General features: G+C 70.6%; 26 protein-coding genes and 3 pseudogenes. 12 read left to right on the top strand and 17 right to left on the bottom strand.

Annotated elements, in window-relative coordinates:
• Positions 1–46: 46 nt before the first annotated feature.
• The 4 genes and pseudogenes from ACIP93_RS32420 to ACIP93_RS32405 all read right to left on the bottom strand — a co-directional run bounded on the left by ACIP93_RS32420 (position 47) and on the right by ACIP93_RS32405 (position 2,807).
• Positions 47–175, bottom strand: a complete 129-nt coding sequence (locus ACIP93_RS32420) for a hypothetical protein (RefSeq protein WP_401764713.1) — start codon at positions 173–175, stop codon at positions 47–49.
• 522 nt (positions 176–697) lie between these two features.
• A complete protein-coding gene (locus tag ACIP93_RS32415) occupies positions 698–1,171 on the bottom strand; it encodes a hypothetical protein (protein ID WP_401764723.1) in 474 nt (157 codons plus the stop codon).
• Between the two features lie 81 nt (positions 1,172–1,252).
• Positions 1,253–2,473: pseudogene (locus ACIP93_RS32410) on the bottom strand (hypothetical protein); the annotation flags it as partial.
• A 169-nt stretch (positions 2,474–2,642) separates the two neighbouring features.
• Positions 2,643–2,807, bottom strand: coding sequence for a hypothetical protein (locus tag ACIP93_RS32405; RefSeq protein WP_345219874.1), 165 nt, complete (start codon positions 2,805–2,807; stop codon positions 2,643–2,645).
• 333 nt (positions 2,808–3,140) lie between these two features.
• Between ACIP93_RS32405 and ACIP93_RS32400 the strand changes: the two genes are divergently transcribed.
• Both ACIP93_RS32400 and ACIP93_RS32395 read left to right on the top strand, forming a co-directional pair.
• Entirely contained in the window at positions 3,141–3,698 is a 558-nt protein-coding gene (locus ACIP93_RS32400) for a cysteine hydrolase family protein (RefSeq protein WP_401764709.1), read from the top strand.
• Positions 3,699–4,702: 1,004 nt separating this feature from the next.
• Entirely contained in the window at positions 4,703–4,876 is a 174-nt protein-coding gene (locus ACIP93_RS32395; RefSeq protein WP_401764708.1) for a hypothetical protein, read from the top strand.
• A gap of 84 nt (positions 4,877–4,960) precedes the next feature.
• Here ACIP93_RS32395 and ACIP93_RS32390 read toward each other — a convergent pair whose 3' ends face one another.
• The 5 genes from ACIP93_RS32390 to ACIP93_RS32370 all read right to left on the bottom strand — a co-directional run bounded on the left by ACIP93_RS32390 (position 4,961) and on the right by ACIP93_RS32370 (position 12,516).
• Positions 4,961–8,038, bottom strand: a complete 3,078-nt coding sequence (locus ACIP93_RS32390; RefSeq protein ID WP_401764705.1) for an acyltransferase family protein — start codon at positions 8,036–8,038, stop codon at positions 4,961–4,963.
• 23 nt (positions 8,039–8,061) lie between these two features.
• Complete coding sequence (locus ACIP93_RS32385; protein WP_401764703.1) at positions 8,062–9,831, bottom strand: glycosyltransferase; 1,770 nt, start codon at positions 9,829–9,831, stop codon at positions 8,062–8,064.
• A gap of 720 nt (positions 9,832–10,551) precedes the next feature.
• Positions 10,552–11,628, bottom strand: a complete 1,077-nt coding sequence (locus tag ACIP93_RS32380) for a trypsin-like serine peptidase (protein WP_401764700.1) — start codon at positions 11,626–11,628, stop codon at positions 10,552–10,554.
• 262 nt (positions 11,629–11,890) lie between these two features.
• Positions 11,891–12,265, bottom strand: a complete 375-nt coding sequence (locus tag ACIP93_RS32375; protein WP_401764698.1) for a PIN domain-containing protein — start codon at positions 12,263–12,265, stop codon at positions 11,891–11,893.
• On the bottom strand, positions 12,262–12,516 hold the full coding sequence (locus ACIP93_RS32370; protein WP_401764695.1) for a hypothetical protein: 255 nt from the start codon (positions 12,514–12,516) through the stop codon (positions 12,262–12,264). The genes ACIP93_RS32375 and ACIP93_RS32370 overlap by 4 nt, the downstream gene beginning before the upstream one ends.
• Positions 12,517–13,138: 622 nt before the next feature.
• Here ACIP93_RS32370 and ACIP93_RS32365 point away from each other — a divergent pair.
• The 3 genes and pseudogenes from ACIP93_RS32365 to ACIP93_RS32355 form a co-directional block, all read left to right on the top strand.
• Positions 13,139–13,405 carry a Kazal-type serine protease inhibitor family protein gene (locus ACIP93_RS32365; protein ID WP_345219882.1) on the top strand — a complete coding sequence of 89 codons (267 nt, stop codon included), beginning with the start codon at positions 13,139–13,141 and terminating at the stop codon, positions 13,403–13,405.
• Positions 13,406–13,605: 200 nt separating this feature from the next.
• Positions 13,606–14,661 carry a transposase family protein gene (locus tag ACIP93_RS32360; RefSeq protein WP_401764692.1) on the top strand — a complete coding sequence of 352 codons (1,056 nt, stop codon included), beginning with the start codon at positions 13,606–13,608 and terminating at the stop codon, positions 14,659–14,661.
• Between the two features lie 106 nt (positions 14,662–14,767).
• A pseudogene (locus tag ACIP93_RS32355) lies at positions 14,768–16,003 on the top strand (glycoside hydrolase family 27 protein); the annotation flags it as partial.
• A 13-nt stretch (positions 16,004–16,016) separates the two neighbouring features.
• Here the strand turns inward: ACIP93_RS32355 and ACIP93_RS32350 are convergent.
• From ACIP93_RS32350 to ACIP93_RS32340, 3 genes are all read right to left on the bottom strand, one after another.
• Entirely contained in the window at positions 16,017–16,442 is a 426-nt protein-coding gene (locus tag ACIP93_RS32350) for a hypothetical protein (RefSeq protein ID WP_345219884.1), read from the bottom strand.
• A 140-nt stretch (positions 16,443–16,582) separates the two neighbouring features.
• Positions 16,583–16,804 carry a hypothetical protein gene (locus ACIP93_RS32345; RefSeq protein WP_401764689.1) on the bottom strand — a complete coding sequence of 74 codons (222 nt, stop codon included), beginning with the start codon at positions 16,802–16,804 and terminating at the stop codon, positions 16,583–16,585.
• A 211-nt stretch (positions 16,805–17,015) separates the two neighbouring features.
• Complete coding sequence (locus tag ACIP93_RS32340) at positions 17,016–17,999, bottom strand: M12 family metallo-peptidase (RefSeq protein WP_401764686.1); 984 nt, start codon at positions 17,997–17,999, stop codon at positions 17,016–17,018.
• A gap of 405 nt (positions 18,000–18,404) precedes the next feature.
• On the opposite strand from ACIP93_RS32340, the gene ACIP93_RS32335 reads away from it, so the two are divergent.
• Entirely contained in the window at positions 18,405–18,605 is a 201-nt protein-coding gene (locus ACIP93_RS32335) for a hypothetical protein (protein ID WP_401764683.1), read from the top strand.
• A 316-nt stretch (positions 18,606–18,921) separates the two neighbouring features.
• Here ACIP93_RS32335 and ACIP93_RS32330 read toward each other — a convergent pair whose 3' ends face one another.
• Entirely contained in the window at positions 18,922–19,287 is a 366-nt protein-coding gene (locus tag ACIP93_RS32330; protein ID WP_401764680.1) for a hypothetical protein, read from the bottom strand.
• A 327-nt stretch (positions 19,288–19,614) separates the two neighbouring features.
• Here ACIP93_RS32330 and ACIP93_RS32325 point away from each other — a divergent pair, with 327 nt between their 5' ends.
• The 4 genes and pseudogenes from ACIP93_RS32325 to ACIP93_RS32310 all read left to right on the top strand — a co-directional run bounded on the left by ACIP93_RS32325 (position 19,615) and on the right by ACIP93_RS32310 (position 22,130).
• Positions 19,615–19,857 (top strand): hypothetical protein, encoded by a 243-nt coding sequence (locus ACIP93_RS32325; RefSeq protein WP_345219889.1) that lies wholly within the window; start codon positions 19,615–19,617, stop codon positions 19,855–19,857.
• A 307-nt stretch (positions 19,858–20,164) separates the two neighbouring features.
• Positions 20,165–20,398 (top strand): chaplin, encoded by a 234-nt coding sequence (locus tag ACIP93_RS32320; protein ID WP_345219890.1) that lies wholly within the window; start codon positions 20,165–20,167, stop codon positions 20,396–20,398.
• A gap of 144 nt (positions 20,399–20,542) precedes the next feature.
• Positions 20,543–21,139: pseudogene (locus tag ACIP93_RS32315) on the top strand (chaplin family protein); the annotation flags it as partial.
• A 673-nt stretch (positions 21,140–21,812) separates the two neighbouring features.
• Positions 21,813–22,130, top strand: a complete 318-nt coding sequence (locus ACIP93_RS32310; RefSeq protein WP_345219892.1) for a hypothetical protein — start codon at positions 21,813–21,815, stop codon at positions 22,128–22,130.
• Positions 22,131–22,284: 154 nt separating this feature from the next.
• Here the strand turns inward: ACIP93_RS32310 and ACIP93_RS32305 are convergent, their stop codons facing one another.
• Together ACIP93_RS32305 and ACIP93_RS32300 are read right to left on the bottom strand one after the other, a co-directional pair.
• Positions 22,285–22,524: a chaplin family protein gene (locus ACIP93_RS32305; protein ID WP_345219893.1), complete on the bottom strand. Its 240-nt coding sequence runs from the start codon at positions 22,522–22,524 to the stop codon at positions 22,285–22,287.
• Positions 22,525–23,017: 493 nt separating this feature from the next.
• The gene (locus ACIP93_RS32300; RefSeq protein ID WP_345219894.1) at positions 23,018–23,416 is read right to left on the bottom strand and encodes a rodlin; all 399 of its coding nucleotides are present in this window, start codon (positions 23,414–23,416) and stop codon (positions 23,018–23,020) included.
• A 273-nt stretch (positions 23,417–23,689) separates the two neighbouring features.
• On the opposite strand from ACIP93_RS32300, the gene ACIP93_RS32295 reads away from it, so the two are divergent.
• Complete coding sequence (locus ACIP93_RS32295; RefSeq protein ID WP_345219895.1) at positions 23,690–24,100, top strand: rodlin; 411 nt, start codon at positions 23,690–23,692, stop codon at positions 24,098–24,100.
• 143 nt (positions 24,101–24,243) lie between these two features.
• On the opposite strand, the gene ACIP93_RS32290 is transcribed toward ACIP93_RS32295, so the two are convergent.
• Complete coding sequence (locus ACIP93_RS32290; protein ID WP_401764675.1) at positions 24,244–24,741, bottom strand: DUF5949 family protein; 498 nt, start codon at positions 24,739–24,741, stop codon at positions 24,244–24,246.
• Positions 24,742–25,005: 264 nt separating this feature from the next.
• Between ACIP93_RS32290 and ACIP93_RS32285 the strand changes: the two genes are divergently transcribed.
• Positions 25,006–25,416: a rodlin gene (locus ACIP93_RS32285; RefSeq protein WP_401764672.1), complete on the top strand. Its 411-nt coding sequence runs from the start codon at positions 25,006–25,008 to the stop codon at positions 25,414–25,416.
• A gap of 495 nt (positions 25,417–25,911) precedes the next feature.
• On the opposite strand, the gene ACIP93_RS32280 is transcribed toward ACIP93_RS32285, so the two are convergent.
• Positions 25,912–26,286 carry a DUF6009 family protein gene (locus ACIP93_RS32280; RefSeq protein ID WP_345219898.1) on the bottom strand — a complete coding sequence of 125 codons (375 nt, stop codon included), beginning with the start codon at positions 26,284–26,286 and terminating at the stop codon, positions 25,912–25,914.
• Between the last annotated feature and the right edge of the window lie 132 nt (positions 26,287–26,418).

The following is a 26,418-nucleotide window of genomic DNA, read 5'->3' as shown; positions in this document are numbered from 1 at the left end:
CCGCGTGCGTTCCTCGACTGCTGCTCGTCATACCGGAGGCCCATCATCAGACGAGGGATAAACGTCCAGACGCTTTCGCGCAGGCAGCTGCGAAGTCGTCGAACAGGTCCGTCTCGGTGCCGACCGGCCGGACGTCCTCGATGCGGGTGGCGTCGGCGGCGGCCGAGACGGTCACCGTGGGTGCCGTGGCCGGGGGCGGGACGTCGTCCTGGTCGTCGTCGGCAGGCCTCAGCAGGAACTACCAGAAGGCGTACTCGCCTTTGTCGGCATCATGCCTCACAACTGGTGAATCCAGGCGATGACCAACGCGACCCCATCAACGGAGGCCGCCGCCGTGATGATGAAGGGTCCGATCCCGACCTTGCAGCCCCACATCCAGCCCACCAGGCAGGAGTACAGGCGCCCTGCGCAGTGGTCATGCTGCCGGCATGAAGAAGATCACCTACGCGATGCTTGTGTGCCTACGGCCAGGCCGCGGCCCATTCAGCGACCGGCCGGGACTCCGGCTTGCTCCTGGGGGGCGCGCAGCGGCGTGCGAGTAGGAGTATCAACAAGAACCCGGCGACTGACCTGTGCCTCCGGCGGGGGCTCCGCACAGCTCTGGGTTTCAGCATGCCGCCCCCTTTCCGTACGCGAGACGCGCGTATGGAAAGGGAGCGTCCGTTTCCGGGCGGCTGCGCGGACGTCCTCGGGTTTTTCAGCCGTCGAGGGCGTTGATCTCCTCCAGTGACAGACCGAGTTCCTGGTGCAGAAAACGCACGACGGTCCAGTGCGGGAGGGCCTCCTCGTCGTAGCCCCCGAAGGCCTGCCGGTAGAACGGAATCCAGCGCAGGGCCTCTTCGGCGGCCGCCGTACGCTGCGGAGCGACGGGTTCCGTCGTCCGGTAGGCGTCGTACGAAATGCTGCGGTGGTGGATGAAGTGGCCGCCGGGCAGGCGCTGTTCACACAGCTCGCGGTACTCGCGGGTCTGGAGGATGAGGAAGTGCCAGATTTCGTCGATGTCCTGTTCGACGGGGAGGAAGAGGCCGGCCAGCCGGTCGGGGTGGCGGGAGACCAGGTAGAGGTAGCGGGCGCATTCGCGTACCTGGTGTGCCACCACTGCGGGGTCCGGTGCGTCGGGCTTCTGCGAGAAGTGCCGGACGACCTCGGCGTGCAGTTCCGGGCCGAGAATCCGTGCGGTGGTGAGCTCGGTGCCGACGTCGGTGACGGTGAGCTCGGCGCCGGCGTCGGTGGCGGTGTTCTCGGGGCTCCGGGCCGCGGCAGCCGCCAGCCAGGCGTATTTGCCGGACTTCCCGATCGGCACCCGCGTGCGGTGCTCGACACGTATCTGTCGTGTCGTCAACTCTTTGACTGCTGTGGCGAGTTCGGTCTCTTGCTGCTCGTCGAGTCGGGAGCCGTCGAAGGTCGTGTACCGCAGCAGGGCACCTGCGGGGCCCGCCGTCTCCAACTGGTGCAGGAAGATCCGGGGCGAGACGCCGGCGATCACCGCATCCAGGTCGGCCTGTGCGACGGGCCCCCGCGGCGTCGGCAGGAGTTCCTTCTCCCTGCCGCAGAAGGACTCGATCTGTGCGGGATCGGTGCTGCCGTCCCGGGTGCGCACGCAGTCGCCCGACCGGTAGCGGACCAGTGGCATGTACGGGTTGCGGATGCTGGTGACGATGAGGCTGTGGATGCCGCTCCCGGGCTCCACCGGAAGGAGCTCCACGCTCATGTCGTGCAGATACGGCCGGTAACGGCCGTCGGCGTCGCTGTAGAAGAGGTAGCCGAGTTCCGTGCTGCCGAACAGGTCGACCACCGGACAGTCGAAGTGGGCGCGCAGGTACGTACGGACGCTGAGCGGCGTGTACTCGTAGGCGTGCACGATGCCGACCGGTGGCGGGAAGTCCTCCCACAGATTCCACTCGTTCACCTTCCGCACCAGGTGTGCCAGGTGGTACCCCGAGCAGTCCAGCAGGTACGCGCCCTTCGGGTGCGCGTCGGCGACCTCGCGGATCTCCGCGAGCATGCGCCTCACCTCGTCCTCGTCCCAGTCGGCCGGGTCCAGCTGCCTGTTGAGGTACAGCGTCCGGTCGTCCAGCCATCGTTCGCCCGGCGTCGCCCCCGGCTTCGCCGCGTTGACGCGGGCGACGTGCTCGGTGGCCAGGACGGTGGTCAGCGAAACCCGCCGGGCGCCGTCGTGCCAGCTCGACCCCAGTTCCGGGTGTGCGGCCCACAGCCGGTAGTACGAGCGGAGCAGGAAGTACGGGGGCCGGATGAGCTGCATCCGGGCGTGATTGGTGCCGGTGGACAGCACGAATTCGGCCTCGCCGGACTCCAGCGCCCTTTCCAGTTCCGGGGTGGTCCAGTTGGCGGGAAAGTCGCGGGCGATCTCGGCCTTCTCCAGCACCGGGAAGTGGCCCTCTTCGAGGGAGCTGCGGTACAGGGGGATGTCGCGGACCCGGTCGAGGACTTCGGCGTTCGGCAGGTGGCGGATGGGAACCTCCGGGGCAGGCGGGGCGCGGGCGGCTGCCGGGGCGCCAGTGACGGGCGAGAGTACGGACCGGCCAATGACGGGGGTACGGGGGCGCCGCCGGGCGCGGGGCGCAGGCAGCGACCCCCGCTTCCTCCGGTCCGCGGCGGTTAGGACCGCGGGAGGGCCGGGGTCAGGAAATGCAGCCGGACTTCCCGGTGGCGCTGATGCAGCCGCTCTTCGGCGCCGCACTGATGCAGCCTTCCTTGGCGCGCTCGCCGGAGCCGGTCGCGGAGTTCGCGGCGACCCACTTCTGCCAGACGGTCTCCTCGGTCATGCGCTTGATGAGCTGCTCCATGGTGAAACCTCCGGTTCTTCCCCGCTGGGGGATCTGGGCATGGTTCGTAAAGAGAAGGGCGGGTTTTTTCCGATCGTCCCGCCCATTCGAAGGTAAAGAGATGGTCAAGTCGATGTCAATGGGGGGCGGTCCGAATGGCGTGAAAGGAGAGGCTGTTGCGGCGGGGGCGGAGACAGGGGTGAGGTCACCCCGGGCGCGCCCGCCAACCGGCCTTCCGGGCGCGCTCCTCCACCCGCTCCCGGGTGCGCCTCGGACTCGCTCCCGCACCCCTTTCGGGCGCGCCCCCGGGAGTCGGCCTTCCGGCCCGCACCCCGTCGTACCCCTGGAGGAGACATGAGCAGCGCCCTGCTCGTCATGGATGTCCAGCAGTCCATCGTGGACGCCGTCGGCGCCGATTCCGCGTACCTGTCCCGCCTGGGCAGGGCCGTCGAGGGGGCCCGCACGGCGGACCTGCCCGTGATCCACGTCGTCATCGCCTTCCGCCCCGGCCACCCGGAAGTCGGCACGCGCAACAGACCGCTGACCGCCATCGCCGACGCGGGGCTCTACGTCGAGGGCGAGCCGGGGACCGAGATCCACCCGGCGGTGGCGCCGCTGCCGGGAGAAGCGGTGGTGACCAAGAAGCGGGCGAGCGCGTTCTGTGGCAGCGATCTCGACGTGGTGCTCAGGGCGCGCGGCATCGACAGTCTCGTACTGGCCGGCATCGCCACCAGCGCCGTCGTCCTGTCCACCGTGTGCCAGGCGAACGACCTGGACTTCGGCCTGACCGTCCTGGCCGACGGCTGTCTGGATCCCGACCCGGAGGTGCACCGGGTGCTCGTGGAGCGGCTGTTCCCGCAGTGGGCGGACGTCGTCAACGTCGACGGCTGGCTCAAGAAGCTGAACTCCTGAACGCTGCATTCCCGATGGGCGGTGGTGGGGGGCGTGGGCGGTGGGCGGCAGTGGCTCCGGGGCCGTCGCGTGGTCGCTCCTTCTCCCCCTTTTTTCGTAGTCCCGCAACGGGGCGGCCGGCCTTCGGAGTCGACATGGCTCCCTCCCCTTGCCGAAGGCATGGCCCGGGGGGTGTCACCAGCTCCGGAGGCACTGGCAGACCGCTGGGTGCCCTGGCTCTTCCCCGGAGGCCAGCCCGACTGCCCGATCGGTGCCTGAGGCATGGGCGAACGACTCCGCGCACTCGGCATCCGGCTCGCGCAGACCCGTTCGACCGCGCTGTTCCAGCTCGCCCCCGAGCTGGCCGCCGCGGTTCTCGCCCGCACCCTCGGCATCGTGGTGCTTCACCGGGAACCATGCACCAGCTCAGGCACACCATGGAACACGACAAGTGTGGGGTGCCATGCCTTCCGGGCACAGAGTCTTGATCACTGTCTTGCGGATCGCTCGCCATGTCCGCAGAGAACACCCCAGGCGGACCCGCAGCTCAACCGCTTCCCGGCCGCCACTGTTCTGACCAGGGTGTTCGAGGGCCCACTGTTCTGCCAGAAAGTCGTACATCTCAGCGGTCGTCAGGCCGCTGTCGGGGTAGGTCCGTGCAACGTCCAACTTGACGATCCGGGCACTCCGGGAACCTGCGGTCCGGTCGACGATGTCCCTGACCCATGCCAGCCCCTGCTCGTCTGCATACAAGCCGAGCCTCAGATTTCGCATCCTCATGATGGCGCAAACCTATTGATCACCAGCCTTCCGTGGCAACGCTTCAACTTCAATGACGCAGGCGTGAGGCAGGCATTCCGGGAGTTCCCGTACCCGAGCCCACCAGGAGCACCCCGCTAGGAGGACGTGGTGGCCGAGGTGCCGGCCCACCGCGCGGCCGCCCGCTCGCCCGAGCGTCCGACGCCCCGGTCGGTCCCGGGCTAGCGCGCAGAGGTCTTCGATGTTCTGTTCGGAGGAATGCCGGCATGAGCGAGACGGAGACGGAGTCGTTCGAGGAGGTGTTCGCCTCCGAAGGGATCGGCGTCCCCGCCGACGGTCGCACCGACCCGCTCGCCAGTGCTCATCGCCGATCCTGGGGGTCGTCAGCCGGCGCAGGTTCGTCGGCCGTCAGCGGGCTCGGCGGGCGGTCCCGGGGCTGACGGGCGGCTCCGGGCCCGGCGGCCGGCACGAGGTTCCGGCCGCCGGGGCCGTGTCACAGTTCCCGCCCGTCAGTCCCGGTCCCGTCAGTCATGCCCCGGCGTGCGCGGATCCCCCCTGTCGGCCGTGCGGGCCGACACCGTGACGTGGTCGACCCGCATCGCGTGCCCCGGCTCGGTGCCGGGCCCCGGCACCGAGCCGTCCTGGCGCGGGAGTTCACCGCCGATCGCCACGTTGAGGATGAGGAACAGCCCGTGGTCCACGGCCCGGTTCCACGTCCCGGCGTCCATCCGGCTCGCGGGCACCCGGTGGTAGACCCGCCCGTCCAGGTACCAGCGCACCTCCTCCGCGCCGGCCGTGCGGTCGATCTCCACGGCGTACGCGTGGAAGGCCGTGCGGCACCCGGGGCATTTCTGCGGGGCGGAGCTCAGGCCGGCCGGTTCCCGGCAGGGGCCGCCCTGGAGGGTGCCGCAGTGCATGGTGCCGAAGACGGTGTCCCGTCCGTTGACCGACTCCATGACGTCCAGCTCCCCGATGCCCGGCCAGCCGGTGTAGCCGTCGCGCAGTGGCGCGCCCAGGGTCCAGAACGCCGGCCAGTAGCCCGCCGCCGCGGGGCCCGTCACGTCCGGCAGGGCGATCGACGCCTCGATGCGCAGGGTGCCGCCGGCCGGTGCGGCGAAGTCCGAGCGCCTGGTCTCGATCCGCGCCGAACTCCACCGTCCGTCCTTGCGGGTGGACACGATCTCCAGCACCCCCTTGCCGTCGAGGCGGGCGTTGTCGGTCGAGTCGGTCATCGTCTCGATCTCCCCGGTGCCCCACTGCGGGGCGGGGCAGCCGGGGTAGCACGTGCCGATGTCGTGCTGCCAGTTGGCGGGCGAAGGCGGGCTGCCGGCGGGGCCGTCGAAGTCGTCACGCAGCAGCCGGACCCAGTCACCGGCTCCGGATCGCCGGTCCGCCGGGGTCCCGGCCGGGTGGGCCTTCCCGGCGGCGGGCAGCGCGCCCGCCTCGGTCAGCAGCCGTTCGAGCCGGTCGGTGAGGACGACGGCCGCCGCGTTCGTCAGGTGGGCGTCGTCGCGGTAGAGCAGCACCCGGTCCAGTACGGCCGGGCAGGTCGGCCCGGCACCCGGGCACAGCACCTCGTTCACGCCGATGCTCCGTACGCCGGGCAGGTCGCCCGACGCGACCCGCCGGGCCAGCGGGTCGGGCGGCAGGCCCTCCCGGCGGTCGAACGCGCAGGCGTCCGGCGACTCCAGGTGGCCGGACACACAGGCCGGAACGTCCTTGCCGGGCACCGGGGTGTCCTCCAGGTAGACGATCGGCACACCCAACTCCCGCAAGGGGCGCAGGGTTTCGTCCCATCCCTTGGCCAGCAGTTCCTCGTCGGCGGTGTACCGGTTCAGCGAGGACACCACCACGGCCCGCGGCCGGGGCTGCTGCCGCAGCCGCTCCAGGGTGTCCGCCCGCCAGGTGTCGCACTCCCGGTAGGCGCGGCCGAGCTGGGGGCTGTGCACCGCGATCCGCGGCAGCGGGCAGCCCTGCTTGACGAACTCCTGGAGCGCCCAGCCCCGTTCGGCGGCGATGCCGAACAGCGGCGAGAACCACTGCCCGGCGTGCGAGTCGCCGAGCAGCACGATCCGGTCGGGGCTGTCCACCGCACCGAACAGACAGTCCGGGCTGCGGGTCGTCGCCGGAGCGACCTGGCAGGCGCCGTCCGGCGGGAAGTCCTTGCGCGCCTGGGCGGGACCGGGCAGCACCGGCCCGGCGGGAAGGGGGACGCCTGGCTGACGTACCAGCAGATGCGGCCCCGAGGCCGCCCCGGCAGGCAGCCCACGCGGGTCCAACGGCCGGGTGTCGCCCAGCCGTTGCAGGGTGGTCGTGCCCACGGTCAGGGCGAGCGCCACCGGCAGTGCGATCGCCGTGATCCCTACTGAGAGGCCGCGCCGGGTGTGCGCGGAGACCGTGCGGCTGCGGCGCAGCGGGCGCTCCACCCCGTACATCGTGGCGAGCGCGGGCAGGACGGCGGCCAGCGTCAGCGCGGTCTTCGCGGGCCAGCCGAGCGTCCCGAGCCGGGCCTCGGCGAGCACCAGCACCGGCCAGTGCCACAGGTATAGCGTGTACGACAGCCTGCCCACCGCCCGCGGAGCCCGCATCGCCAGCAACCGCCCCACGCCGAACGCCCCCTGGGCGTCGCGCTCGCCGCGGCCGGGTATCGCGGCCAGGATGACGGCGGCGGTGGCCAGGGTCGGCACCAGCGCCGCGAATCCGGGATAGGGCGTGGTGTGGTCGTACGCCAGGACGCACCAGCCGATGGCCGCGGCCCCCGCCCACCCGCAGAGCAGCCGCAGCGGCCGCGGGCCCCGCATCAGGTGCCAGGGCAGCAGCGCGAGCACCGCGCCCGCCCCGAACTGCCAGACCCGCGAGGGAGTGGCCAGGTAGGCGAGGGAGGCCGGCCCCTGCGTCCAGTACAGGGACAGCGCGAACGACCCGAGGACCAGCGGCACGACGGCGACCGCCACGGCGGCTCGCACCGCGCGTCCCCTGCGCACCGCCCGTGCGACGCACATTCCGGCGACCGCCAGCAGCGGGGCCCAGAAGAAGTAGAACTGTTCCTCGACCGCCAGGGACCAGAAGTGCAGCAGCGGGCTCTGGTCGTGCCCGGCCGCCAGGTAGTCGGTCTGCTGCGCCACGAACCGCCAGTTGGCGACCGACAGTGCCGCCGAGAGCACGTCGTGCTCCAGATCCGCACGTCGCAGGGGTACGGTCAGCCAGGCGCCGATCCCGGCCACCGCGACCAGGACCACGGCGGCGGAGGGCAGCAGACGGCGGGCCCGCCGGGAGAAGAAGTCCACGAGCCCGATGCGGCCGGTGGTGACGGCCTCGCGCACGAGGAGGCCGGTGATCAGGTAGCCGGAGATGACGAAGAAGACGTCCACGCCGACGAAGCCGCCCTGGAGGCCGGGTATCTGGGCGTGGAAGGCGAGGACCGCGACCACGGCGACGGCGCGCAGCCCCTCGATGTCGGGCCGGAAGGCGGAGCGGTGCGGACTGGGCCCCGATTCGGTGCCGGAGGCACCGGGGGGCCCGGGCGGTGGACTTTCGGATCCGGTCGGCGGAGAAGCGAGCCCGGTCGGCTGGGGCCGGCCGGCAGCCGCGGAGGACGACATGGAAGATGAGCCTTTCGGTACGTTCAACTCGCCCAGGGCAGCATGGGGTTGACCCAGCCGGATGCCACGAGGCCGATCAGCAGCAGGAGAGCGGTGGCGGCCAGGGTCTCGGGCCATCGGCGGGGCAGCATGGCGGCGCGGGAGCCGGGAAGCGTCCGGGCGGTGCGCAGGAGCAGGGCCCGTACTCCGGTGGCGGGGCCGGACACCGTGCCGGTCCCGGCGAGGGTGGCGACCCTGGTGTCGGTGGCGGTGTCGGTGCGGTGGGTGGCCGGCGGGCGCAGTTCCCGGAGGAGGTGCCGCATCAGCGGCACGTTGAGCTGGCACTGCACCAGCACGTAGAGCAGCAGCCCCCAGGCGGGCTCCCAGCCGTTGCGTGCCACGACCAGCGCCAGGCCCGCCGCGGCCGCCGCGTGCGAGACGGCCAGCCAGCCCAGCGAGACGGCCACCACCCGGCGTGCCATGCCGCCCGAAGCGGCCGGGCCCCGTGTGCCGGTGGGCACCCAGGCGGCGCTGCGGCCCCGGAGCGTGTGCACGAACGCCGCGGCGGCGGCCACGCTCGTCAGGACGTTCGCCCGGATCACCTCCACCCGCCAGCGGGTGCGGCTGACGCGGGGCAGCAGCACGTGCCAGAGCCACAGCGGAGCCAGCAGCGGCAGCACGTGCCAGGGCCGTACGTGGTCGGGGTACCAGAACATCATCACCAGCGGCGGCAGCGGGGCGACGAAGGTGTTCACCGCCGTGGTCAGGTAGCCGACGACGCCCTCGGCGAAGCACAGCCGCATCCGCCAGGGCGCGCCCATCTCCTTGAGCACGGGCTTGCTCAGCAGGTGGAGGTTGCCCATCGCCCAGCGGTACTGCTGGTTGACGAAGGAGGTGACGGACTCCGGGGACGTGCCCTTGGCGACGAGCACCGGGACGTACAGCGTGCGGAAGCCCCGGGCGTGCAGGGCGAGTCCGGTGTAGAGGTCCTCGCTGTGGTCGAGCCGGGCGAACCCGCCGGCCAGGTCGAGGGCCTCGCGCCGGTAGACGGCGTTGCTGCCGCAGCAGATGGCGGCGTCGCTCACGTCACGGGAGGGCTGCACCCAGCGGAAGAACCACTCCTGGGCCGAACCCGCGGCCCGCTGGATCCAGTTCATGGACTCGTCCGTGTCGAACCACTGCGGGCTCTGCACGATGCCCACGCCGGGGTCGGCCAGATAGGGCACCAGGTGCCGCAGGAAGTCCGGGCGGGGAGCGAAGTCGGCGTCCAGGATGGCGACGATCTCGGCGCTGCTCAGGGTCAGGGCGTGATTGAGGTTGCCGGCCTTCTTCAGGTGTCCGCGATCGGGCCGTACGACATATTCGTAGCCGAACGAGGCCGCCAGCGCGGCGACTTCGGGCCGGTCGCCGTCGTCCAGGACCCAGACGGTCAGCTCGCCGGACCAGTCGAGGGCGCGGACCGCGCGATAGGCGTTGGCCAGTACGTCGAGCGGTTCGCCGCAGGTCGGCAGATAGAGGTCGACCCCGGGAGTCCGGGCGGGCTGCCAGGCGTGCACGAGGAGCTCGTGCGACCTGCGGGTGAGCCGACGGCGGCGCAGGCCGTTGACGGAGGAGAGCGCGAGGGCCGCGACGTTGAGGCTCAGGACCGCAAGGAACACCCACAGGGCCGGGGTGCGCAGGGCGAAGGTGAACATGGTGGCCGCGGTGAAGACGAAGGCGAGCGAAGTGCTCACCAGCACCCAGCGGTGCTGCGGACCGAAGTACCAGTACAGCTCCTCGTCGGACGGAGGTTGCGGAAGGTGATGCACAGTCATAAAGCCCCCCACGGCTGTGTATGTGTGCGTTTCTGCCGCTCACTCTACCGCCAGAGGTATAGACCAATTCTGTCTCTGGGGAGCAACGCAAGGAATGAGCCGCGGAATTGGCGTGTCTCAAGTGGTCCAGACCACTCGCCGCTCTCATCCGACAGGCTTCGCCTCCGGACTGAGGGAGAAGAGGGCTATGCCCAGGTGAACAGTCGCGGAACAGTCGTGCGGGAGGGATTGGCCTCCGGCGCGAGGGGGCGGGGGTGGACGGTCCCGTCGCACCCGGGGCACCCTCCCCGCCGGTGCCGGCCGCGGTGCGGTGGAGAAGCGTCCGGCGGCCCCGGGGCCGCGGTCCTCGCGGGAGGCACGGTGGAACCGACCGGGGCCCCGCGTCTGCCACCGGCCGCCATCACGGGCCTCTACGCGTGCACCGGCTGCGTCCGCCCCGTCAGCACGGACCTCCAGCGGCCGGCAGGTCTCCGCGACGGGGGCCGCCGGCCCGCCCCGCGCCTGGCAGGTCCGCTCCCCCGGCGGCCACCTCGCCCACGTCTGACGCTCTCACCGAAAAACCGCAGCTCACCGCACCACTCCCCCACGAACGTCCAGCATCCGAGGGGCGGGCGTGACGAACCGGAGACGCCGGGGAGGGCGGTGCCGTGCGTCCCCGGTTGTCCGCCCGGTTCCGGTCGGCGGTGGCGTCGACCGGAACCGAACTGACCTGATGCGTCGTCAGGAGTTGTGGTTACGCGCCCAGTTGTAGAGCTTCCGGGCGCTGTCGCCGAAGCGCGTGGCGTACAGCGAGGGCGTCGGCCCTCCCGCGAGGTCGTCGCTCGTGGTGGTGACGCCGACGACGGTGCCCGTGCCCGTCCGGGTGTCGAACCCCTTGAGGTGGGGGCCGCCGCTCGCTCCGCTCGACATGTCGCAGTCCGTACCCCACAGGAGGGGGGCCTTGGGGCCCGGCCGGGCGGGCCCGGCGCAGTGGATCATGCGTGATCCGGCGTACTTGGCGGAGGAGTCGTTGAGCCGGCCCTTCGGATAGCCGAAGGCGTGGAGGAACTCGCCCTCGACGGGCTTCGGGAAGGCGATCCGCTGGCTTCCCGTGATGTCCGCCACCGGTCGCCCCCCGGGGGCGGGGTTCACCACGGCCACTGCCGTGTCGAATCCGGCGACCGCGAGGTCCTCCGAGGACGCGCCGCTCGGTGCGGTGTCCCAGCGGGAGGAGGTGGCCATGGCCCGCACGCTGAAGCCGCCGAGCGGTTTGGTGCCGTTGCGGTAGCCGGGCACGAAGTAGAGGTTGTCGTTCCAGGTGTCGTCGGCGGCGGGGGAGCCGACGCCCCGCAGGCAGTGGGCGGCCGTCACGAGGGTGCTGCGGTTCGAGCTCTGGACGACGGTGGCGGTGCAGCTGCCGTCGTAGCCGTCGGAGAAGGTGAAGAAGAGGCGGCCGACGCTCTGGTTCACCGCACCGCCGTGCCGCCACGTGCCTCCCGGGTCGGGTGTGCCGGCGGGGAGCGGGCGCGGATCGTCGGGCGTGAGGTCGTCCTCGGGCACGGGCGTGATTTCGGGGATCAGCGCGCCCGCCAGCTTCATCCGTACGGGAGTCCAGTAGGCGTCGATCCGGTCGCGCTCCTGCGGGGTCGTGGCTCCCGTGCCCGTCGAGGGGAAGTCCGGTGCGGAACGCGTGGCGGGGGTGTCCGGGGCCGAGGCCCGGGCCGCCGTCGGCGGCAGCACCACTGCGGCGGCCGCGCACAGCAGGAGGGCTCCCGCTGTGGCGGCACGGCGCAGGAGGACGGGGGACGTGGGTGACATGGTGGCCTTCCGTGGTGGCGTCGTCGGCAGGGCCGGGCAGCGGAATCCGCCACCCGGCCCCTCACCTCCGTACGACGCGCGGACAGCCGCGGGGTTGCGACCTCACCGGAAGAAAGGTCGGACCGGCCCGTCGGCTCCGGTGAACGGCCGTCCGTCGCGCCCCGGGGCCCGCGACACACCGACCGGACGCTGTACGGTCTGCTCGACGGCCGCCGCCCCTGACCCGGCCCGGTGGCCGGGTCCGGCTCGGGGCGGTGAGGGGTCAGGCAGGACTCAGCGGGGTGATGCCGGTGCCTGCGTACAGCTCGGGCTCCAGCGAGAGGACCGTGAGCGGTTCCCCCGCGCGTAGGGCGTGCCAGGCGATGGCCGCTGCGTGCGCCACCGGGAGCTGGGCCTGCTGCCAGCCCATCGCGTCCGACGCGTGGGCGGCGGTGAAGGGGACGCTCTCCGCGAACCGCAGCGAGGTTGCGTGCTTGCCCGCTCCCGGAAGCCGGTGCTCGGCCGCGACCACGGACAACGACGGCACCAGGACACGTCCCGTGCCGCGGGAGGCCTCGATGTAGAGGCCGGTGAAGAACGGGTCCGCGCGGTACAGGGCGATCAGGGCGGTGTGGTCCAGGACTGCCAGGAGATTCACGCAGCGGTGCCGCTCTGGTGTGCCCGTACCTTCGCCCACGCGTCCTGCCCTGCGCGCTGGATGTCCGCGCTGTACTGCACACCGAGCTCGCGGGCCGCCTCGGCGGCACGCTGTTCCCGCTCGCTCTCCGTCAGCTCGCGGGACGCCATCTCCTCGAGCAGTTCGGTGATCGTAGTGCCGCGCTCGGCTGCCAGGACACGCAGCCGGTCGCGGACTTCCTCGCTGGTCTTGATACTCGTTGGCTTGCTCATACCTCTGATTCTACCGCCGGTAGAACGTGCGGGAGCCGGGGAGGGCGGGGCCGCCGGACCGGTCCAGGTGAGGCTCGGTGGTCGAGGCTGGAAGGAGGGACCGCTGTTCTCGTGGCGACGGTGGTGGTGGCGGTGGGACTCCACCGCCCAGGTCCCGGGCCGCTCGGGGTGCCGCTGGGGTGATGGGGCGTTGCGGTACTGGCACGGGAGCTCTCGCTGTTCACCCGCTCGCTGTACGGATAGCCGGGCCGTCATGTTGGTCGACGTACGCCCGAGGGAGCGGCGGAGAGCCGCAGCCGAAATCGCGGGTGTGGCCTTCCTGATCTCAATGGACCGTATCTCGGCGGCCTGGAGTTCCGGAACGGGGGATATCGGCGACTTCTCCTGCACGGTCCGCCTCGCGGGGCCTCAGGCTGCGTGAGTTCGCCTCCCTGCGGGCTCGCCGGAAGAGGCGTACGCCGTACTCGTCGCCGGCTCGGTCGCTTTCCGCGGACGAGGCGTCGGCGCTCCCCGTCAACCGGACCCGGTTTCGGCTGTGTGTCCTCTTGCTCTGTTTGCTCCGTTCGCCTGAATCCCGGGCATCCCCGCCACCGGTGACGGGGACGGTGGAAAGTGATGCCGTATGACCAGACGACTCCACCTCGCCGCCGCAGCGGGCGCGCTCGCCTTCGCCGCGTTCCTCCCCGCGACCGCTGCCGCAGCCGTACCGGCATCCGCCGCCCCGCAGACCGTGCCCGTGGCCGCCGCGTCGGCCGGAGAGCCCCGGTACTGCCCGTCCGTCTACGACCCCGTCTGCGGCGAGAACGGCGTGACCTACACGAACAAGTGCTGGGCCGCACGGGAAGGCGTGCGCGTCAAGCACCATGGCGTCTGCCACGGCGACCTCTAACGAGCTCGTGCGCGGTAAGCGATGAGACGTCGGGGCTGTTCATGCCGCGCCATGGAGGTGTGGTGGGGAACGTGGTTCGGGCAGCAACCGTCGGATCACCGGTCTGACGGCCGACGTGATCGGTGAACTCGTCGTTGAGATCGGTCCGTTGTGGCATGCCGCCATCAGGCCAGGTTTGTCTCACGACCGCGGAGCGAGCCGTGGGGGCCGGTGCGAAGCACCAGTTGGTGTTCGTCGACCGGCTGCCGGCCACCCTGGTCCACCTGCGTCATGGTGCCGCCCATGACGCGCTGGCCTGCTGGTTCGATGGGGACCGCTCCACTGTCACCCGCGCCGTCAACGAGGTGCGGCCCTTGCTCGCCGGGCGGGGCTGCACCGTCAGCCCCGGCCTCCGCCTGCGAACCCTCGCCGAGGTCGTCCATCACCTCGGCACCAGCGGAAAGACGGGGATCATCGACGGCACGCAGATCCGTGTCCGACATCCCGCGGCCGGGAACAAGTGCCGGGAGAAATTCATCTCCGGCAAGAACAAGCAGAACGCCGTGAAGTCAATGGCGGTCACGGACGGCGAAGGGCACGTGCTGTGGTGCAGCCCGGCCCTGTCCGCAAGCTGCCCGGACATCACCCACGCCCGCCAGTTGGGCCTGGTCCGACTCCTTGCAGACGAACCCGGAGTGGCGGTCCTCGCGGACGCCGGCTACCAGGGCCTGGGCGCCCAGACCGGCGGCCAGGCGGTGACGCCCCCGCACCGCACGTTCAAGAAGCACACCCTGGACTGGTACGAGGAGATGCACGAGCGGCAACGCAAGGCACACTCCTCACGGCGCATCCCGGTCGAGCACAGCATCGCCCACCTCAAGAACTGGCGGGCGCTGGCCCGTCACCTCGGCCGCCGCGAACACATGAGCGTCACCATCCAGGCCGTCGCCGGACTTCTCAGCGACCGGCAGAACACGGACCAAACATCGCCACCCCACCGCACAGTCACCCGGGAGGCAGCATCCGCCGCGGTCCGCATGAGTAGGACTGTCAACAGCCGGTTCCGTCCGGTGGTGCAGGGCCCGGCCGTAGAGCGTTGCTCCCCTTGTCCGTTCAGGGCAGTCCAGGGTGCGGGCCGGAACTCCGAAGGGCGGCGACCTCTGCGGTGTCGCGCACCCTTCTGCAGCCGGTCATACGTGCCGGCCGGTGTGCCGTGGGGGTGCCCATGCCGTTGCGGCGGCGTCTCGGCGGGTGGCTCGTGTGTTCCGGTGAACTAGTGAAGTTTTCCCGCAGTCCGGGCCGCACGCGACGGCAGTGGGCATGAAACCCACGTCGGCACGCGCGCTCACGCCGAACGCCATCGACTGCAGAGGAAGACCCGCCATGCATCAGGCAGCCGCCCACAGGTCATCAGGCACTCGCAGGGGATTGCGCGCCCTCGTCGTCACGGCGCTGGTGTGTGTGACGGGCCTTGCCGGGTCACCCGCCGTCTCGGCGGAGGAGCCGCAGCTCCCTGACGGGCTCGCTCTCACGCCGCCCATGGGCTTCAACAACTGGAACTCCACGCACTGCCGGGCCGAGTTCAACGAAGCGATGGTCAAGGCGATCGCCGACGTCTTCGTCGCGAAGGGCCTCAAGCGTGCCGGGTACGAGTACGTCAATCTGGACGACTGCTGGGCGAAGCCGGAGCGCGACCAGGCGGGGCGGCTGGTGCCCGACCCGGTGCGGTTCCCCCGCGGCATCAAGGCGGTCGCCGATTACGTCCACTCCAAGGGGCTCAAGTTCGGGCTCTACAGCAGTGCGGGCACCAGGACCTGTGACAGCGTCGGGATGCCGGGCGGGCTGGGGCACGAGTACCAGGACGCCCGGCAGTTCGCCGCGTGGGGCGTCGACTACCTCAAGTACGACAACTGCAACGACCAGGGCGTGGACTTCATGGTCCGCTACACCACCATGCGCGACGCGCTGAAGGCAGCCTCGGCCGCGACCGGTCGCCCGATCCTGTTCAGCATCTGCGAGTGGGGCTCGTACAAGCCCTGGAAGTGGGGCAGGGACGTCGGGCACATGTGGCGCACCACCTTCGACATCAAGGACAACTGGGCCACGATGCTGCGCAACATGAAGCAGAACCTGCCGCTGGCGCAGTACGCGGGGCCGGGCGGCTGGAACGACCCGGACATGCTGGAGGTGGGAAACGGCGGCATGACCGACACGGAGTACCGCACCCACTTCTCGATGTGGTCGATCATGGCCGCGCCCCTCCTCATCAGCACCGACTTGCGCACGGCGTCTCCGGAGACCTTCCGCATCCTGACCAACCGGGAGGTGATCGCCGTGGACCAGGACCGGCTCGGGAAGCAGGGCGCCGTGGTCTCGTCCGAGGACGGCCGGTGGGTGGTGGCCAAGGAGTTGGCGGACGGCAGCCGCGCCGTCGCCCTCTTCAACGAGACCGACACCCCGCGCCGCATCGCCTCCACGGCGAGGGCGGTCGGCCTGCCTTCCGCCCCTCGTTACCGGGTGCGCGACCTGTGGCGGAGGACGACGGGGCACACGGGGGGCGACCTGGCTGCCACAGTGCCCGCGCACGGCACTGTGCTGCTGCGGGTGACTCCCGGCAGGTAGGGGCAGTGTCTCAGCCGGGCAGGACCGACATCAGCGTTCCCACCACCGGCAGGTCCTTCACCGCGCCTCCGTCCGACAGAGGGGCCGTCACCGCCCCGGAATCCACCGGCTGGAAGTCCGCGACCTGCGTCCCGACGGTGTTGTCCAGCGGATTGGCCTCCGTGCCCGCGAGCGGGTTGAGCCGGGCGTTCTTCATGGGCCCGAGCCCGCTCGCCGTCGCCTGCGTGAGAGTGCCGGTGATCACCGATCCCGAGGAAGTGTCCACACCGCCGAGCGCCTGGTCGGCACCGGGCAGCGGCAGAGGGAGAGGCAGGGCCGACGGGGCGGCCTGGGCGGCGGCCGTACCCGCCGAGAGCACGGCGCCGACGGCCGTCAGGGTGAGGCCCGCGCGGAGGAGGTGGTGACGCGGGGAACTGGAAGCTGCGTGGCGTGCCATGGGACTACCCGTCTGCGTGGAGGTCATGAGGGGAACAGCCCGCCCTCGCACATGCGCGTGCGTAGTCGCGGGCGCACACAGTGTAGTTGAGGGGTTCCGGCCGGTGTGGGACGTGTCCGAGCCGCAGACGCCGTCCCCGGTCAGCGCCCCCAGAGCGCGAGGGCGGTGGCGACCAGGACGGCGCCGGCGCCCACGGCGGTCGCGGCGACGCAGAGTTTCAGCATGCCCGGGGGCTTGCGGGCAAGGCAGGCGCGCTGCCCGTACACGTGGTTGCCGGGCGGGTGGGCCGGTGCGTGCTCGATCCAGTAGTCGCCCAGGAGGGAAAGGCGGGGGCCCGGCTCTGGTACCTCGGGGGCTTCCATGCCGGAGCCAACTCGACTCCGCGGCGAGGGGAAGCGGCCGGGAGGACGGTGCCACTCGTTCGTCCGCTTCGCCCTATGGGCATATGAGGGGAGGATGGCATCGCAGGCGCCCCGGGGCCGGGTCGGGGAGAGGGGATTGGGGTGGGCCCGTACTCGGGAGGTCGTTCACCCCGGCGTGGACGGGCCCCCGCCGCCGTCCGGGGCCCCGTCGTCACGGGAGCCGCGTGTCCGGCAGGCGCAGCCAGCACGCGAGCCGCCACGGGTGCGCAAGGCACTCGTGCGGTACGTGCGGTACGCGCGAGCGCTGCGGACGTGAGGGGCGGTCCCGGTAGCGGGCGACGATCGGCAGGGTCTCCCGCAGGACCCGCGCGTTGTCGCTCAGGGAGTCGCCGAGAGGCTGGCCCTGGTAGGTCTGCCGGGGATTGGCGAACCGGCTGATCGGTTTGCACGAGGGGCCGCAGGATCTCTGGTACGCCATGATCGTGCGGTACTTGCCGTCCGGGGTGATCCACCCGGTGTTGTAGGGGCGCGTGGTGCTGATCCGCATACTGCCCTCCGGGTCGGCGGCGATGGTGTGCCGGTCGTGCGCGAGACCGAGGTTGTGGCCCCACTCGTGGCTCACCGAATCCTGGTCGATGCCCTGCACGTCGGCGACGGAGTAGGCGAACTCGTCGGACGCCCGGGTCAGGTCGGCGGTGTAGTCGCCCTTGCCGCCGCCGCGCTGTTCCTGATCGGTCAGGAGTACGACGAGGTCCGCCCCGTACCGGTCGCGCAGGCGGTGGGCCTGCGCGCCCAGGGACGGGTCGTGAGGGTCCTTCAGGTGGCGGTAGGTCTCGGCGAAGGTCTCAGGCCCGGTGTAGGACGTGGCCGTGTAGGAGGTGAGGAACCGTACCCTCCCGCACACGCCGCTGCTCTTGAGGGAATGGTTCATGCGCTTGGCGATCGTCCGGGACGTGAGCGCGGTCCGGTGCTTGCCCCCGACGGCCCGCGCGGCCTTCACCGTGTAGATCCCGAGCACGTCGACCCTGGGGCACGGCGCTCGGACGGCGGCCGCCACGGGTGACGGCGCCTTCCCCGTCGTGGGGGACGTGTGCGCGTTCGTATCGGCCCCCGGCACAGCGGCGCCAAGGGCGAGGACGGAGAGCAGGAGCCCCGTGGCGGCACTGGCCGCCACCGGCGAGAACATTGCGGGCATGTGCCCTGTCTAACACCGGGTTTCGCGCCCGGCTCGGGGTGGACGGCCAAACGGGCCGATGGGCGCTTCCGCCCCGGCCCTGTGCGGGACCGGTGGCCGCCCGCGCGTGGTCCCGGACCTGCGAAAGGGGGCCGCAATGGGTTTCGGGCCCCCTTTCGCGTACGGCAGCCAGGGAACGGGCCAGCGGTCGTACACCTGGTGAACGAAGAGGCAGCCGAAACGTTGCTGCTGGGACTGTCCCCGACGGGCAATCTTCACAATTCACACCCTCTGAACACGTCTGGCGGTCCGGCCCCGCCCGGCCGGGGGCCCGGGGAAGTCAACTGACCGGGCAGCGGGGTGGCGTTCGGGTGCCGTCGGGGGCCCGGGCGTTTCTCCTGGCGTGCCGAGGTTGTTCTCGTGGACATGAACTCCCTCCTGAACGCCCATGCCCTTCCCACCGGCCCGGCCCGCGAGCACGTGGGGCCGTGCCAGGACGTATCGCGCACACGGGTGCGGCGGTGGTCGGATCAGAGGCCGGAGGAATCTCTCGTACGGATCGCGCAGGCGGCGTTCGGCACCGCGCTGGCTCTGGGGGCCCTCGCGTTCTGGCTCGCCGACAGGTAGCAGGCCGAGCTTTCAGCGGTACGGTGCTGGACCACCGTCCCCCGGGTGCGGCACCGGGTCGGGGGCCGGCCGGACAGGCTGGCGAACGTACATCCTCGTGGCGGGCACGGGGAACCGGCTGCCTCCGCGGACGCGCGCGGAGGCAGGCCCGTTTCTCCGCGGTGCGTCCTGGCTCCGCGTCGGCCCGGAGCCGGGCGGCCGGCTGCCCCTGGCCGCGTCGGCGTTTCCCCGCGGAGCCGGGACGGCAGGCGGCCGGGCGGGCGGGGACGGAGCAGCGGGAGCGCGGAGCGCACCAGCAACGGCGCGGGGGCGAAGGTCAGCTCAGCGCGTCGAGCGGAACGCCGACCGGTCCACCGCCGGCGGTGAGCCCTCCGAGCAGGGCGCCGGGGGCGGGCACGGCGTTGGGGCCGCCCGGGTGCACCCGGCGCGCGGTCGTCTCTTCCTTGAGCTGCAGCCCGTCGACGTTGGACTTGACGTCACCGAGGAACTTCTGGGGCGTGGCGACATCCGTGAGCTGCTTCATCTGGTCGGCCTGCACGGCGTCGAGCTGCGCCTGCGCCTCGGCGATCTGAACGGCCTGGGGCAGGTCGCGGCCGGCGTCGTGGTGTGCGAACGCCGGTGCGGCGGACCCGAAGACGGCGAGTGTTCCGGCGAGGGCCGCGGTGGCGTGGGTGTACTTCATGGGGGGTCCTGTCCGTGAGGTGCGTCGGGGACGACAACTGCCGGGCCGGCACTTGTCGTGTCACCTCTGGAGAACGCGAGGGAGGGCCATTGGAGACGTGCAGTGCGTGGATCTCACCCAATCGACTCGACCGGAAGAGGCCGGAGTTGAGTGATCGTCCGTTTCCGCCGGCTGCCGCTGAACGGGGGGGTGGACGCGGCCACAAGTCCCGGCGGCGAAGGGGGTCCGCACCTCACGGCGCACCGTGGAGGAGACGGGGCCGCGTTACTTCTGAGTGGCACGGCTCGTTGCGACTGCGACCAGCCACACCACACACAGGAGAAAACAATGAGCCACCGCAAGGTCTCCGCCGCCGCACTCACCGTTCTGGTTTCGGGTTCCGCACTGGCTGCCGCAGGCACCGCTCAGGCCGCTGCGCCCGAGGCGGCGCCGAAGCCGCGTCCCGCCGCTGCGGCGCCGGCCAACGACCTGCTCAGCGGGCTTCCCGTGGTGGGCGGGCTGACCAAGGGCGGGATGCCCGCCGCGCCTGCGGCCAGCGGGCTTCTCGGCGGTCTTCCGCTCGGCGGCTGACCCCGCCCCGGTGTGCGGTGGGCGTGGCCAGAAGGGGCGTCCACCGTCGGACAGACAGGCGGGCGGCTCCTCACGGCGGCCAGTATTCATGGAATTGAACGCCTGCCCGGGGGCCGGAATCTCCACTCGCCTTTCTCGTGAGGCCCTGCTTCTTTCGGGTGACCGCGTAAGTCCGTGGAATTAATTCAGTTTCCTTGCCGCTGTCGGCTCGTTAGGAATAGCGACGGCGGCGCTGCGGGATTTCCCAATTGTTCGCGCGACACGAAATACGTGCTGCGTACAGCGCCGTCGAAAGAAAGGTCATAACATGAAGCGCATGAAGGTTGCCGCCGTTCTCGCCGGCTCGCTGATGGTCCTGGGTGCGGCCTCCCCCGCGATGGCGGACGCCGAGGCCGAGGCCGCGGCCACGAACTCGCCCGGCGTCCTCTCCGGCAACGTCGTCCAGGCTCCGATTCACATTCCCGTGAACTTCTGCGGTAACAGCATCAACGTGATCGCTCTGCTGAACCCGGCGTTCGGCAACACCTGCGTCAACAAGTAATTCCACATCCGAACCCTCATGTGTTCGGACCTGGCCAGCCCCTGAACGCATGCCTTGTGTTCGGGGGCTGCCCAATCAGCGCCTCCTCATGTGTGGGTGGGCAATCGGCTCGCCCCGCAAGCATGAAAGACAGGGAACGGCGAAGTGCGACAGGTATTGAGTAAAGGCGTGCTGGTAACTGCAGCCGTCTCGGGTGTGCTCTCCGTGACCTCTGGCTATGCCCACGCGGATGCGGTGGGCGACAGCACGGTCGCGAACTCGCCGGGGGTCGTCTCCGGCAACAACGTTCAGGCTCCGGTGCATGTCCCGGTGAACCTCTGCGGCAACACCGTCACCGTGATCGGCCTGCTGAACCCGGCGTTCGGCAACAAGTGCGCCAACGGCTCCTCGGCGCAGCCGGGCAGGAGCAGCGGTGCGGCCGCGTCCTCGACGGTCGCCAGGTCGCCCGGTGTCGTGTCGGGCAACAACGTGCAGGCCCCCGTGCACGTTCCGGTCAACGCCTGCGGCAACACGGTGAACGTGGTGGCTGCGCTGAACCCGGCGTTCGGCAACAAGTGCGCCAACGGGCCCACCAAGACGACTCCCCCGGTGGACGAGCCCCCGGCCGACCAGCCTCCCGCGGACGAGCCCCCCGCGAATGAGCCGCCGGCCGATGAGCCGCCGGCCAATGAGCCTCCCGCGGACGAGCCGCCCGCCTATGAGCCGCCCGCCTCGGACGAGCCCCCGGCGGACCAGCCCCCGGCGGATGAGCCGCCGGCCGACGAGCCGCCGGCTTCGGACGAGCCCCCGACCGACGAGCCCCCGGCGGACCAGCCTCCCGCGGACGAGCCTCCGGCCGATGAGCCGCCGGCCTCGGACGAACCGCCCACGAATGAGCCTCCGGCCGACGAGCCCCCGGCTTCGGACGAACCCCCGGCGGACCAGCCTCCCGCCGACGAGCCGCCCGCCTCGGACGAGCCTCCGGCCGACGAGCCGCCCGCCCACGAGCCCCCGGCCTCGAACGAGCCGCCCGTCACTCCCCCGCACGTCCCGACGAAGCCCGGCAAGCCCACGGGTCACAAGCCCGGCCACGGCATGTCGCACCTGGCGCACACCGGTGCCGGTGAGCTCGGCGGCGCTGCGGCGCTGAGCGCGGCGCTTCTTGCCGGTGGTGTTCTGCTGACCCGTCGCGGACGCGCTGCCCAGCGCTGATCCGGTCGGGCGGCACACGCTGCTCCGGTGGGGCAGGCCTCAACGGCCTGCCCCATCTTCGTGTCCACGGTCTCCCGGCATGCGAGTGAAGCCCGGAGATTTGTGAATGGATTCAGTTTCTCTGGAGGTCGCGTACGCGTTAGTCATGGTGCCGGCGCCACGTGAAGGAAATTCCGCAGCGTCGAATTCCTGAGCAGACACGACAGAGAATGAGGAAATTTCCATGAAGTACACGAAGGCGGCTTCGGTTCTGGCTGTGTCGATGGTTGCCGTCGCTGCGGGGTCCTCGGCGGCGACCGCTCAGTCCGGCGGCATGCCGACCAGCCCTTCGATGAGCCTGAACTCGGGTGTGGCGCAGTTGGTCGAGGCGTACAACACGCACACCAAGCCCCTCAACGGCCCGCTCCCGGTGGTCGATGAGGCCAAGAGCGCGGCCAAGACGGTGACCGACGTCAAGGATGCGAACCCGATGGAGCTGATCGAGGGCGCGGTGGCCGGCCAGGGCGCCTCGTCGATGCTCGGCGGGCTTCCCCTCGGCTGACACGACCCGCCGGGCCAGGAGGGCGGCGGTGTGCCTTCCTGCGTCTCCATCTCCCCCGGGCCTGCAGGGGGATGCTCCGAGCGGCACGGCGCGTACACGAAGGTGGGGCCCCACAGCTACTGTGTGGGGCCCCACTTTCCTGCGCGGCTTGCGCTCAGTCGTTCTCGCCCTCGTTGCCGAACGCCGGGTTGAGCAGGCCCACCACGTTGACCGTGTTGCCGACGACGTTGACCGGGACGTGCACGGGAACCTGCACCTGGTTGCCGGAGATGACGCCCGGGGACTGGGCCGCGACGCCCTCGGCCTCGGCGTCGGCGGCGGCGGTGCCGGCGGCGGCACCAGCAGCGAGTCCGGCAGTGGCAAGGACGAATGCGGCCTTCTTGGCAGCCTTCATTTTTGTGCACCTCCTGGAGGAGTTGGGGTGTTTCGAGAATCCTTGCACACCCGCAGCACCGCCCGTAAAACAGAATGGAACGCTGGGTAAAGGTTCCCACCGATGGCTTATTGGTCATCCTTTCATTCTTATTACTCGGTCAGCGGGGAATGCGGTGCGCCCGGCCTTGACGGGGCGTGGCCCATGCCTTGCCCGGCGCATACGGCTCTCCGTCGCCGGGGCGATGGCGACGGGTGAAGCAAAGGGGTGATTTTCGTCCGGGGTGCTGCGGGCGTGCGCTAAGGTGGCGCTTGAACCCGTTCGGGCGGGATTCACAGCCGTCGGCTCGAATGCCGTCGAATACCGCCCCGAAGTGTCGTTCGGGTTTCGATTCCTCCGCACAGCAGAAGAGCACGGCGTTGAGCCCCCCGGTCTGGATTTCGGGGGGCTCAACGCCGTGTGGAAAGACCGGAAAGGGTGTGTGCAGCCCCGCAAGCTGCACACACGCCGAGAATCAGCGGTTGTTGGCGCCGTTGCCGGAGAGGACCGGGAAGTCGTTCAGGAGGTGGGAGAGCGGCTCGTCGCCCTTGGCCTGGGTGGAGTTCTCGACGCACTGCTGGTTCTGCGGGGCGGACAGGATCGGGATGTCCTGGACGCCGACCGGGACGACGCCCACGAGGGAGGTCAGGTTGGCCTTGGCCGGCAGGCCGACACAGGGCTTGTTGAGCGAGCCCTGGACCAGGGACATCTGCGGGCTCATGTCGCCCTCGGTCTCCGCGTTGCCGTAGTGCTGCTCGGCACCGTTGCCGCTCATCGACGTCGTACCGTGATCGTCAGCGAGCGCGCCGGCCTGCGGGGCGGCCATGCCCAGCGTGGCGGCGGCAAGCATGGCGGTCGCCATGATCTTCTGCATCTCTCAGTCCTTCTTTCCCGTGGAGTACCCCTGTTTTCGGAGCCCCCTGCAGAACTTCGCACTGAGGGTTTGGTTATCCGCATTCACTCCAATGGCGGCAGGCTGGGCCTACGGTCGGACTTTTGAGCGACGAGCCTATTTACCGGAGATACTGACGGGGTCGTCGGCTGAATATCTTTTATGCCGTACGGGTGAACAGAAAGAACCAAACTCGTCGCCGGGTGGTTGTGCAGCCAGTAAGCAGCCAGCCCCTGGAACGAAGAGGTTTCCTCCATGCGCAACAAGATGATGGTTTCGTCTGCGGCCGCCGCAGCCGCCCTGTCCCTCGGCGTCATCGCCGCCCCCCAGGCCATGGCGATCGCGAACGACGACGGTACGACGTCGATGAGCGGCAACGGTGCCGAGCAGCACTACGGCAACGCGGAGACCGAGGGCGACATGAGCCCGCAGATGTCCCTGGTCCAGGGCTCGCTCAACAAGCCCTGTGTCGGCCTGCCGGCCAAGGCCAACCTGACCTCCCTCGTGGGCGTCGTCCCGGTCGGCGTCCAGGACATCCCGATCCTGTCCGCCCCGCAGAACCAGCAGTGCGTCGAGAACTCCACCCAGGCCAAGGGCGACGAGCCGCTCTCGCACATCCTGGAGGACTTCCCGGTCCTCTCCGGCAACGGTGCCAACAACCGCTGACACCGGGGTTGAACGCCCTGGGCTGGTAGTTGCGGTACCCGCGCGCGAACAGCCGCTCGCGCGCATGGGGACGAGGTGAGCTGCGTGTGGCCCCGCGAAGGATTCCCTTCGCGGGGCCACACGCATGTGCGCGGCGTACGCGGCTACTTGCGCAGGCGCGCGGCCGGGAGGCGGCAGTGGGCGGCGGTGCGGATGGTGTCCTCGTCGCCCACGAAGGCCTGGAGCTGGTCCTCGGTGACCGGCAGGCCGGGCCGGTGGTCGGGCCAGGGGCGCGTGGTGAACATCAGGTGCACCTGGCCGCGCTTCTCGGCGGCAGCGGTCCACTGCGGCGGGACGGTGCAGGTGACGTTGAGGTGGGGCAGGGTCAGGACGACGTTGGCGCCGTCCACCATGAGGGTCACGGGAACCGTGGAGAGGGCGCCGTTGGCGATGGGCCCGCCCACGGAGAGGCCGGATCCGGCGAGTACGGCCCGGACCGCCGCGTCGCCTTCCTCCGCGGTGCCCGCGCCGTCGCCCAGGGGGTAGGCGAGGAGGAAGGCCGCGTCGTGGCCGTCGTCGGCGTGTTCTCCCGCCCAGGGGAGGACGGCGATGGTGCCCAAGTGGGCGCGGTTGAGGGGGACACCGGTCTGGGTTGAGGTCATGCGACAGGACAGTAGTTGTGTTGCGTGTTCCGTCCGCCGCGCATGTCACCCACTCAGGCTAAGAAGAATCGGCGGATGGTCCGTACGTGTGTCCCTGGCGCCGTACGGGCGGGCTCCGGCCACTCCCCCGGGGCGCAGCGGGGCTGCCCGACGGTGACGTTGGCGCGGCCGTTCGGGCGAAGGGTGATAACCGGTGGGATCGGCGGGAGTTCTGCAGGGCGCTCCCGGTCCGGGACGCATCACGCGGACGAAAGCGGAATCTTCATGAAGCAGGTCATCACGTACGCCGCCCTCGCAGCGGCCTCGCTGGGTCTGGGCACCGTGGGCGCCTCGCCGGCCCTTGCGCTCGCCGACGACGGCGGCACGGTCTCGCAGAGCGGTCTCGGCGCGGAGGACCACTACGGCGACGCGGCCACCACGGGGAAGATGAGCCCCCAGCTCACTCCGGTGCAGGGCACGCTCAACAGGCTGTGCGTGGGCCTCCCGACGGAGGCGAACGCCACCTCCCTGGTCGGTCTCCTCGTGCCGGTCGGCGTGCAGGACATCCCGGTCCTGTCCGCGCCGCAGAACCAGCAGTGCGCCGACAACTCCACCCAGGCCAAGGGCGACGAGCCGCTCTCCCACCTCGGCAACGGCTTCCCCGTCCTGTCGGGCAACGGCGACCGCAACGACTGACCCCCGGGGCGTTTTTTCAGTGCCGGAAGGGGCTGTCAGTGCTGGGGGCAGGGGCTCACCGGGGGCAGGGGCGGAAGCTCCGCCCCTGCTCACACCCTCGACCCCTGATGAAAAGTGCAGGTCAGAGCGTTAAAAGATTCCTGCAAGGGGCTGGAGGGGCTGAACTTCCAGGTTAACGCGCTGCTTGCGTGCGGGCGTATGCGGGCGCGCGCGAGGAGGACATCTCACAGGTATGGAAATCCTGCGTGCTGATAACTGGGGAGTTCAGCCCCTCCAGCCCCTGCTGTGGGGCGCAGGAACTGCTTTGAACTGCGGAAACATCCAGGAGAGGGTGGGGTCGGCGTTCAGCCCCTCCGACCCTGTCCGCAGGCGTTCAGCCCCTGTGACCCTGCCCGCAGGGTTTTCGGGAGCACGGGCGAGGCGTCGGGCGTGAACGCGGAGATGCCCACGGGCCTCTGGAGAGGTCCCTGGGCATCGGCGTGCCGGGGCGGGTCGTCAGCCGACGGACGTTATGGCGCGTGCCTGGGAGCGCTTCGTCTTCTCTCCGGCCCGGCAGATGTCCACGGTCTGGGGGTCGACGGCCTCTCCGGGGGACCCGGTCTTGTAGTCGCCGTCGGGGGCGCTGTCGCGGTCGTGCGGAACGAGGTAGAAGACGCGGCGGTGGAAGAGGCTCGTCTCGGGGTCCCGTTCCACCCGCGGGCCGAGCTCGGCGTAGCCCACGAGGCGGCCCAGGCCGTCGAAGGGCGGTTTGCCGATCCGGTAGGGGGTGCCGTGGACGGCCTGGCGTACGTACTCCAGTGTGGAGATGTCCTCCAGCCAGACGATCCGGGCCTCCCCCGCGACGTCCGCGTCGGTGAGCAGCGAGCTCATGTCCGCACCCCTTCCTCTCGGTGTGGCTGGGACAGAAGCCCAGGCTCCGCTCCGTACCCGTGCACGTGTTCCCTCTGGAGTGTAAAGAGTGCGGTCCGAGCCGGGCAGGAGCCCACGGGGGTGGCGGTCCTC

The organism is Streptomyces sp. NPDC088745 (genome assembly GCF_044751045.1).
GTDB lineage: Bacteria > Actinomycetota > Actinomycetes > Streptomycetales > Streptomycetaceae > Streptomyces > Streptomyces cremeus.
The sequence above is the reverse complement of the archived record's forward strand: the minus strand, read 5'-3'. Positions and strand labels throughout refer to the sequence as shown.

Bases quoted from the DNA above. Each gene is read 5' to 3' on its own strand.
- ACIP93_RS32300 (WP_345219894.1), bottom strand. From the start codon at position 23,416: ATGCAGAAGATCATGGCGACCGCCATGCTTGCCGCCGCCACGCTGGGC.
- ACIP93_RS32330 (WP_401764680.1), bottom strand. From the start codon at position 19,287: ATGAAGTACACCCACGCCACCGCGGCCCTCGCCGGAACACTCGCCGTC.
- ACIP93_RS32325 (WP_345219889.1), top strand. From the start codon at position 19,615: ATGAGCCACCGCAAGGTCTCCGCCGCCGCACTCACCGTTCTGGTTTCG.
- ACIP93_RS32310 (WP_345219892.1), top strand. From the start codon at position 21,813: ATGAAGTACACGAAGGCGGCTTCGGTTCTGGCTGTGTCGATGGTTGCC.
- ACIP93_RS32285 (WP_401764672.1), top strand. From the start codon at position 25,006: ATGAAGCAGGTCATCACGTACGCCGCCCTCGCAGCGGCCTCGCTGGGT.
- ACIP93_RS32395 (WP_401764708.1), top strand. From the start codon at position 4,703: ATGAGCGAGACGGAGACGGAGTCGTTCGAGGAGGTGTTCGCCTCCGAA.
- ACIP93_RS32340 (WP_401764686.1), bottom strand. From the start codon at position 17,999: ATGCCCGCAATGTTCTCGCCGGTGGCGGCCAGTGCCGCCACGGGGCTC.
- ACIP93_RS32350 (WP_345219884.1), bottom strand. From the start codon at position 16,442: ATGGCACGCCACGCAGCTTCCAGTTCCCCGCGTCACCACCTCCTCCGC.
- ACIP93_RS32295 (WP_345219895.1), top strand. From the start codon at position 23,690: ATGCGCAACAAGATGATGGTTTCGTCTGCGGCCGCCGCAGCCGCCCTG.
- ACIP93_RS32380 (WP_401764700.1), bottom strand. From the start codon at position 11,628: ATGTCACCCACGTCCCCCGTCCTCCTGCGCCGTGCCGCCACAGCGGGA.
- ACIP93_RS32365 (WP_345219882.1), top strand. From the start codon at position 13,139: ATGACCAGACGACTCCACCTCGCCGCCGCAGCGGGCGCGCTCGCCTTC.
- ACIP93_RS32370 (WP_401764695.1), bottom strand. From the start codon at position 12,516: ATGAGCAAGCCAACGAGTATCAAGACCAGCGAGGAAGTCCGCGACCGG.
- ACIP93_RS32320 (WP_345219890.1), top strand. From the start codon at position 20,165: ATGAAGCGCATGAAGGTTGCCGCCGTTCTCGCCGGCTCGCTGATGGTC.
- ACIP93_RS32290 (WP_401764675.1), bottom strand. From the start codon at position 24,741: ATGACCTCAACCCAGACCGGTGTCCCCCTCAACCGCGCCCACTTGGGC.
- ACIP93_RS32280 (WP_345219898.1), bottom strand. From the start codon at position 26,286: ATGAGCTCGCTGCTCACCGACGCGGACGTCGCGGGGGAGGCCCGGATC.
- ACIP93_RS32405 (WP_345219874.1), bottom strand. From the start codon at position 2,807: ATGGAGCAGCTCATCAAGCGCATGACCGAGGAGACCGTCTGGCAGAAG.
- ACIP93_RS32345 (WP_401764689.1), bottom strand. From the start codon at position 16,804: ATGGAAGCCCCCGAGGTACCAGAGCCGGGCCCCCGCCTTTCCCTCCTG.
- ACIP93_RS32305 (WP_345219893.1), bottom strand. From the start codon at position 22,524: ATGAAGGCTGCCAAGAAGGCCGCATTCGTCCTTGCCACTGCCGGACTC.
- ACIP93_RS32400 (WP_401764709.1), top strand. From the start codon at position 3,141: ATGAGCAGCGCCCTGCTCGTCATGGATGTCCAGCAGTCCATCGTGGAC.
- ACIP93_RS32390 (WP_401764705.1), bottom strand. From the start codon at position 8,038: ATGTCGTCCTCCGCGGCTGCCGGCCGGCCCCAGCCGACCGGGCTCGCT.
- ACIP93_RS32385 (WP_401764703.1), bottom strand. From the start codon at position 9,831: ATGACTGTGCATCACCTTCCGCAACCTCCGTCCGACGAGGAGCTGTAC.
- ACIP93_RS32335 (WP_401764683.1), top strand. From the start codon at position 18,405: ATGAACTCCCTCCTGAACGCCCATGCCCTTCCCACCGGCCCGGCCCGC.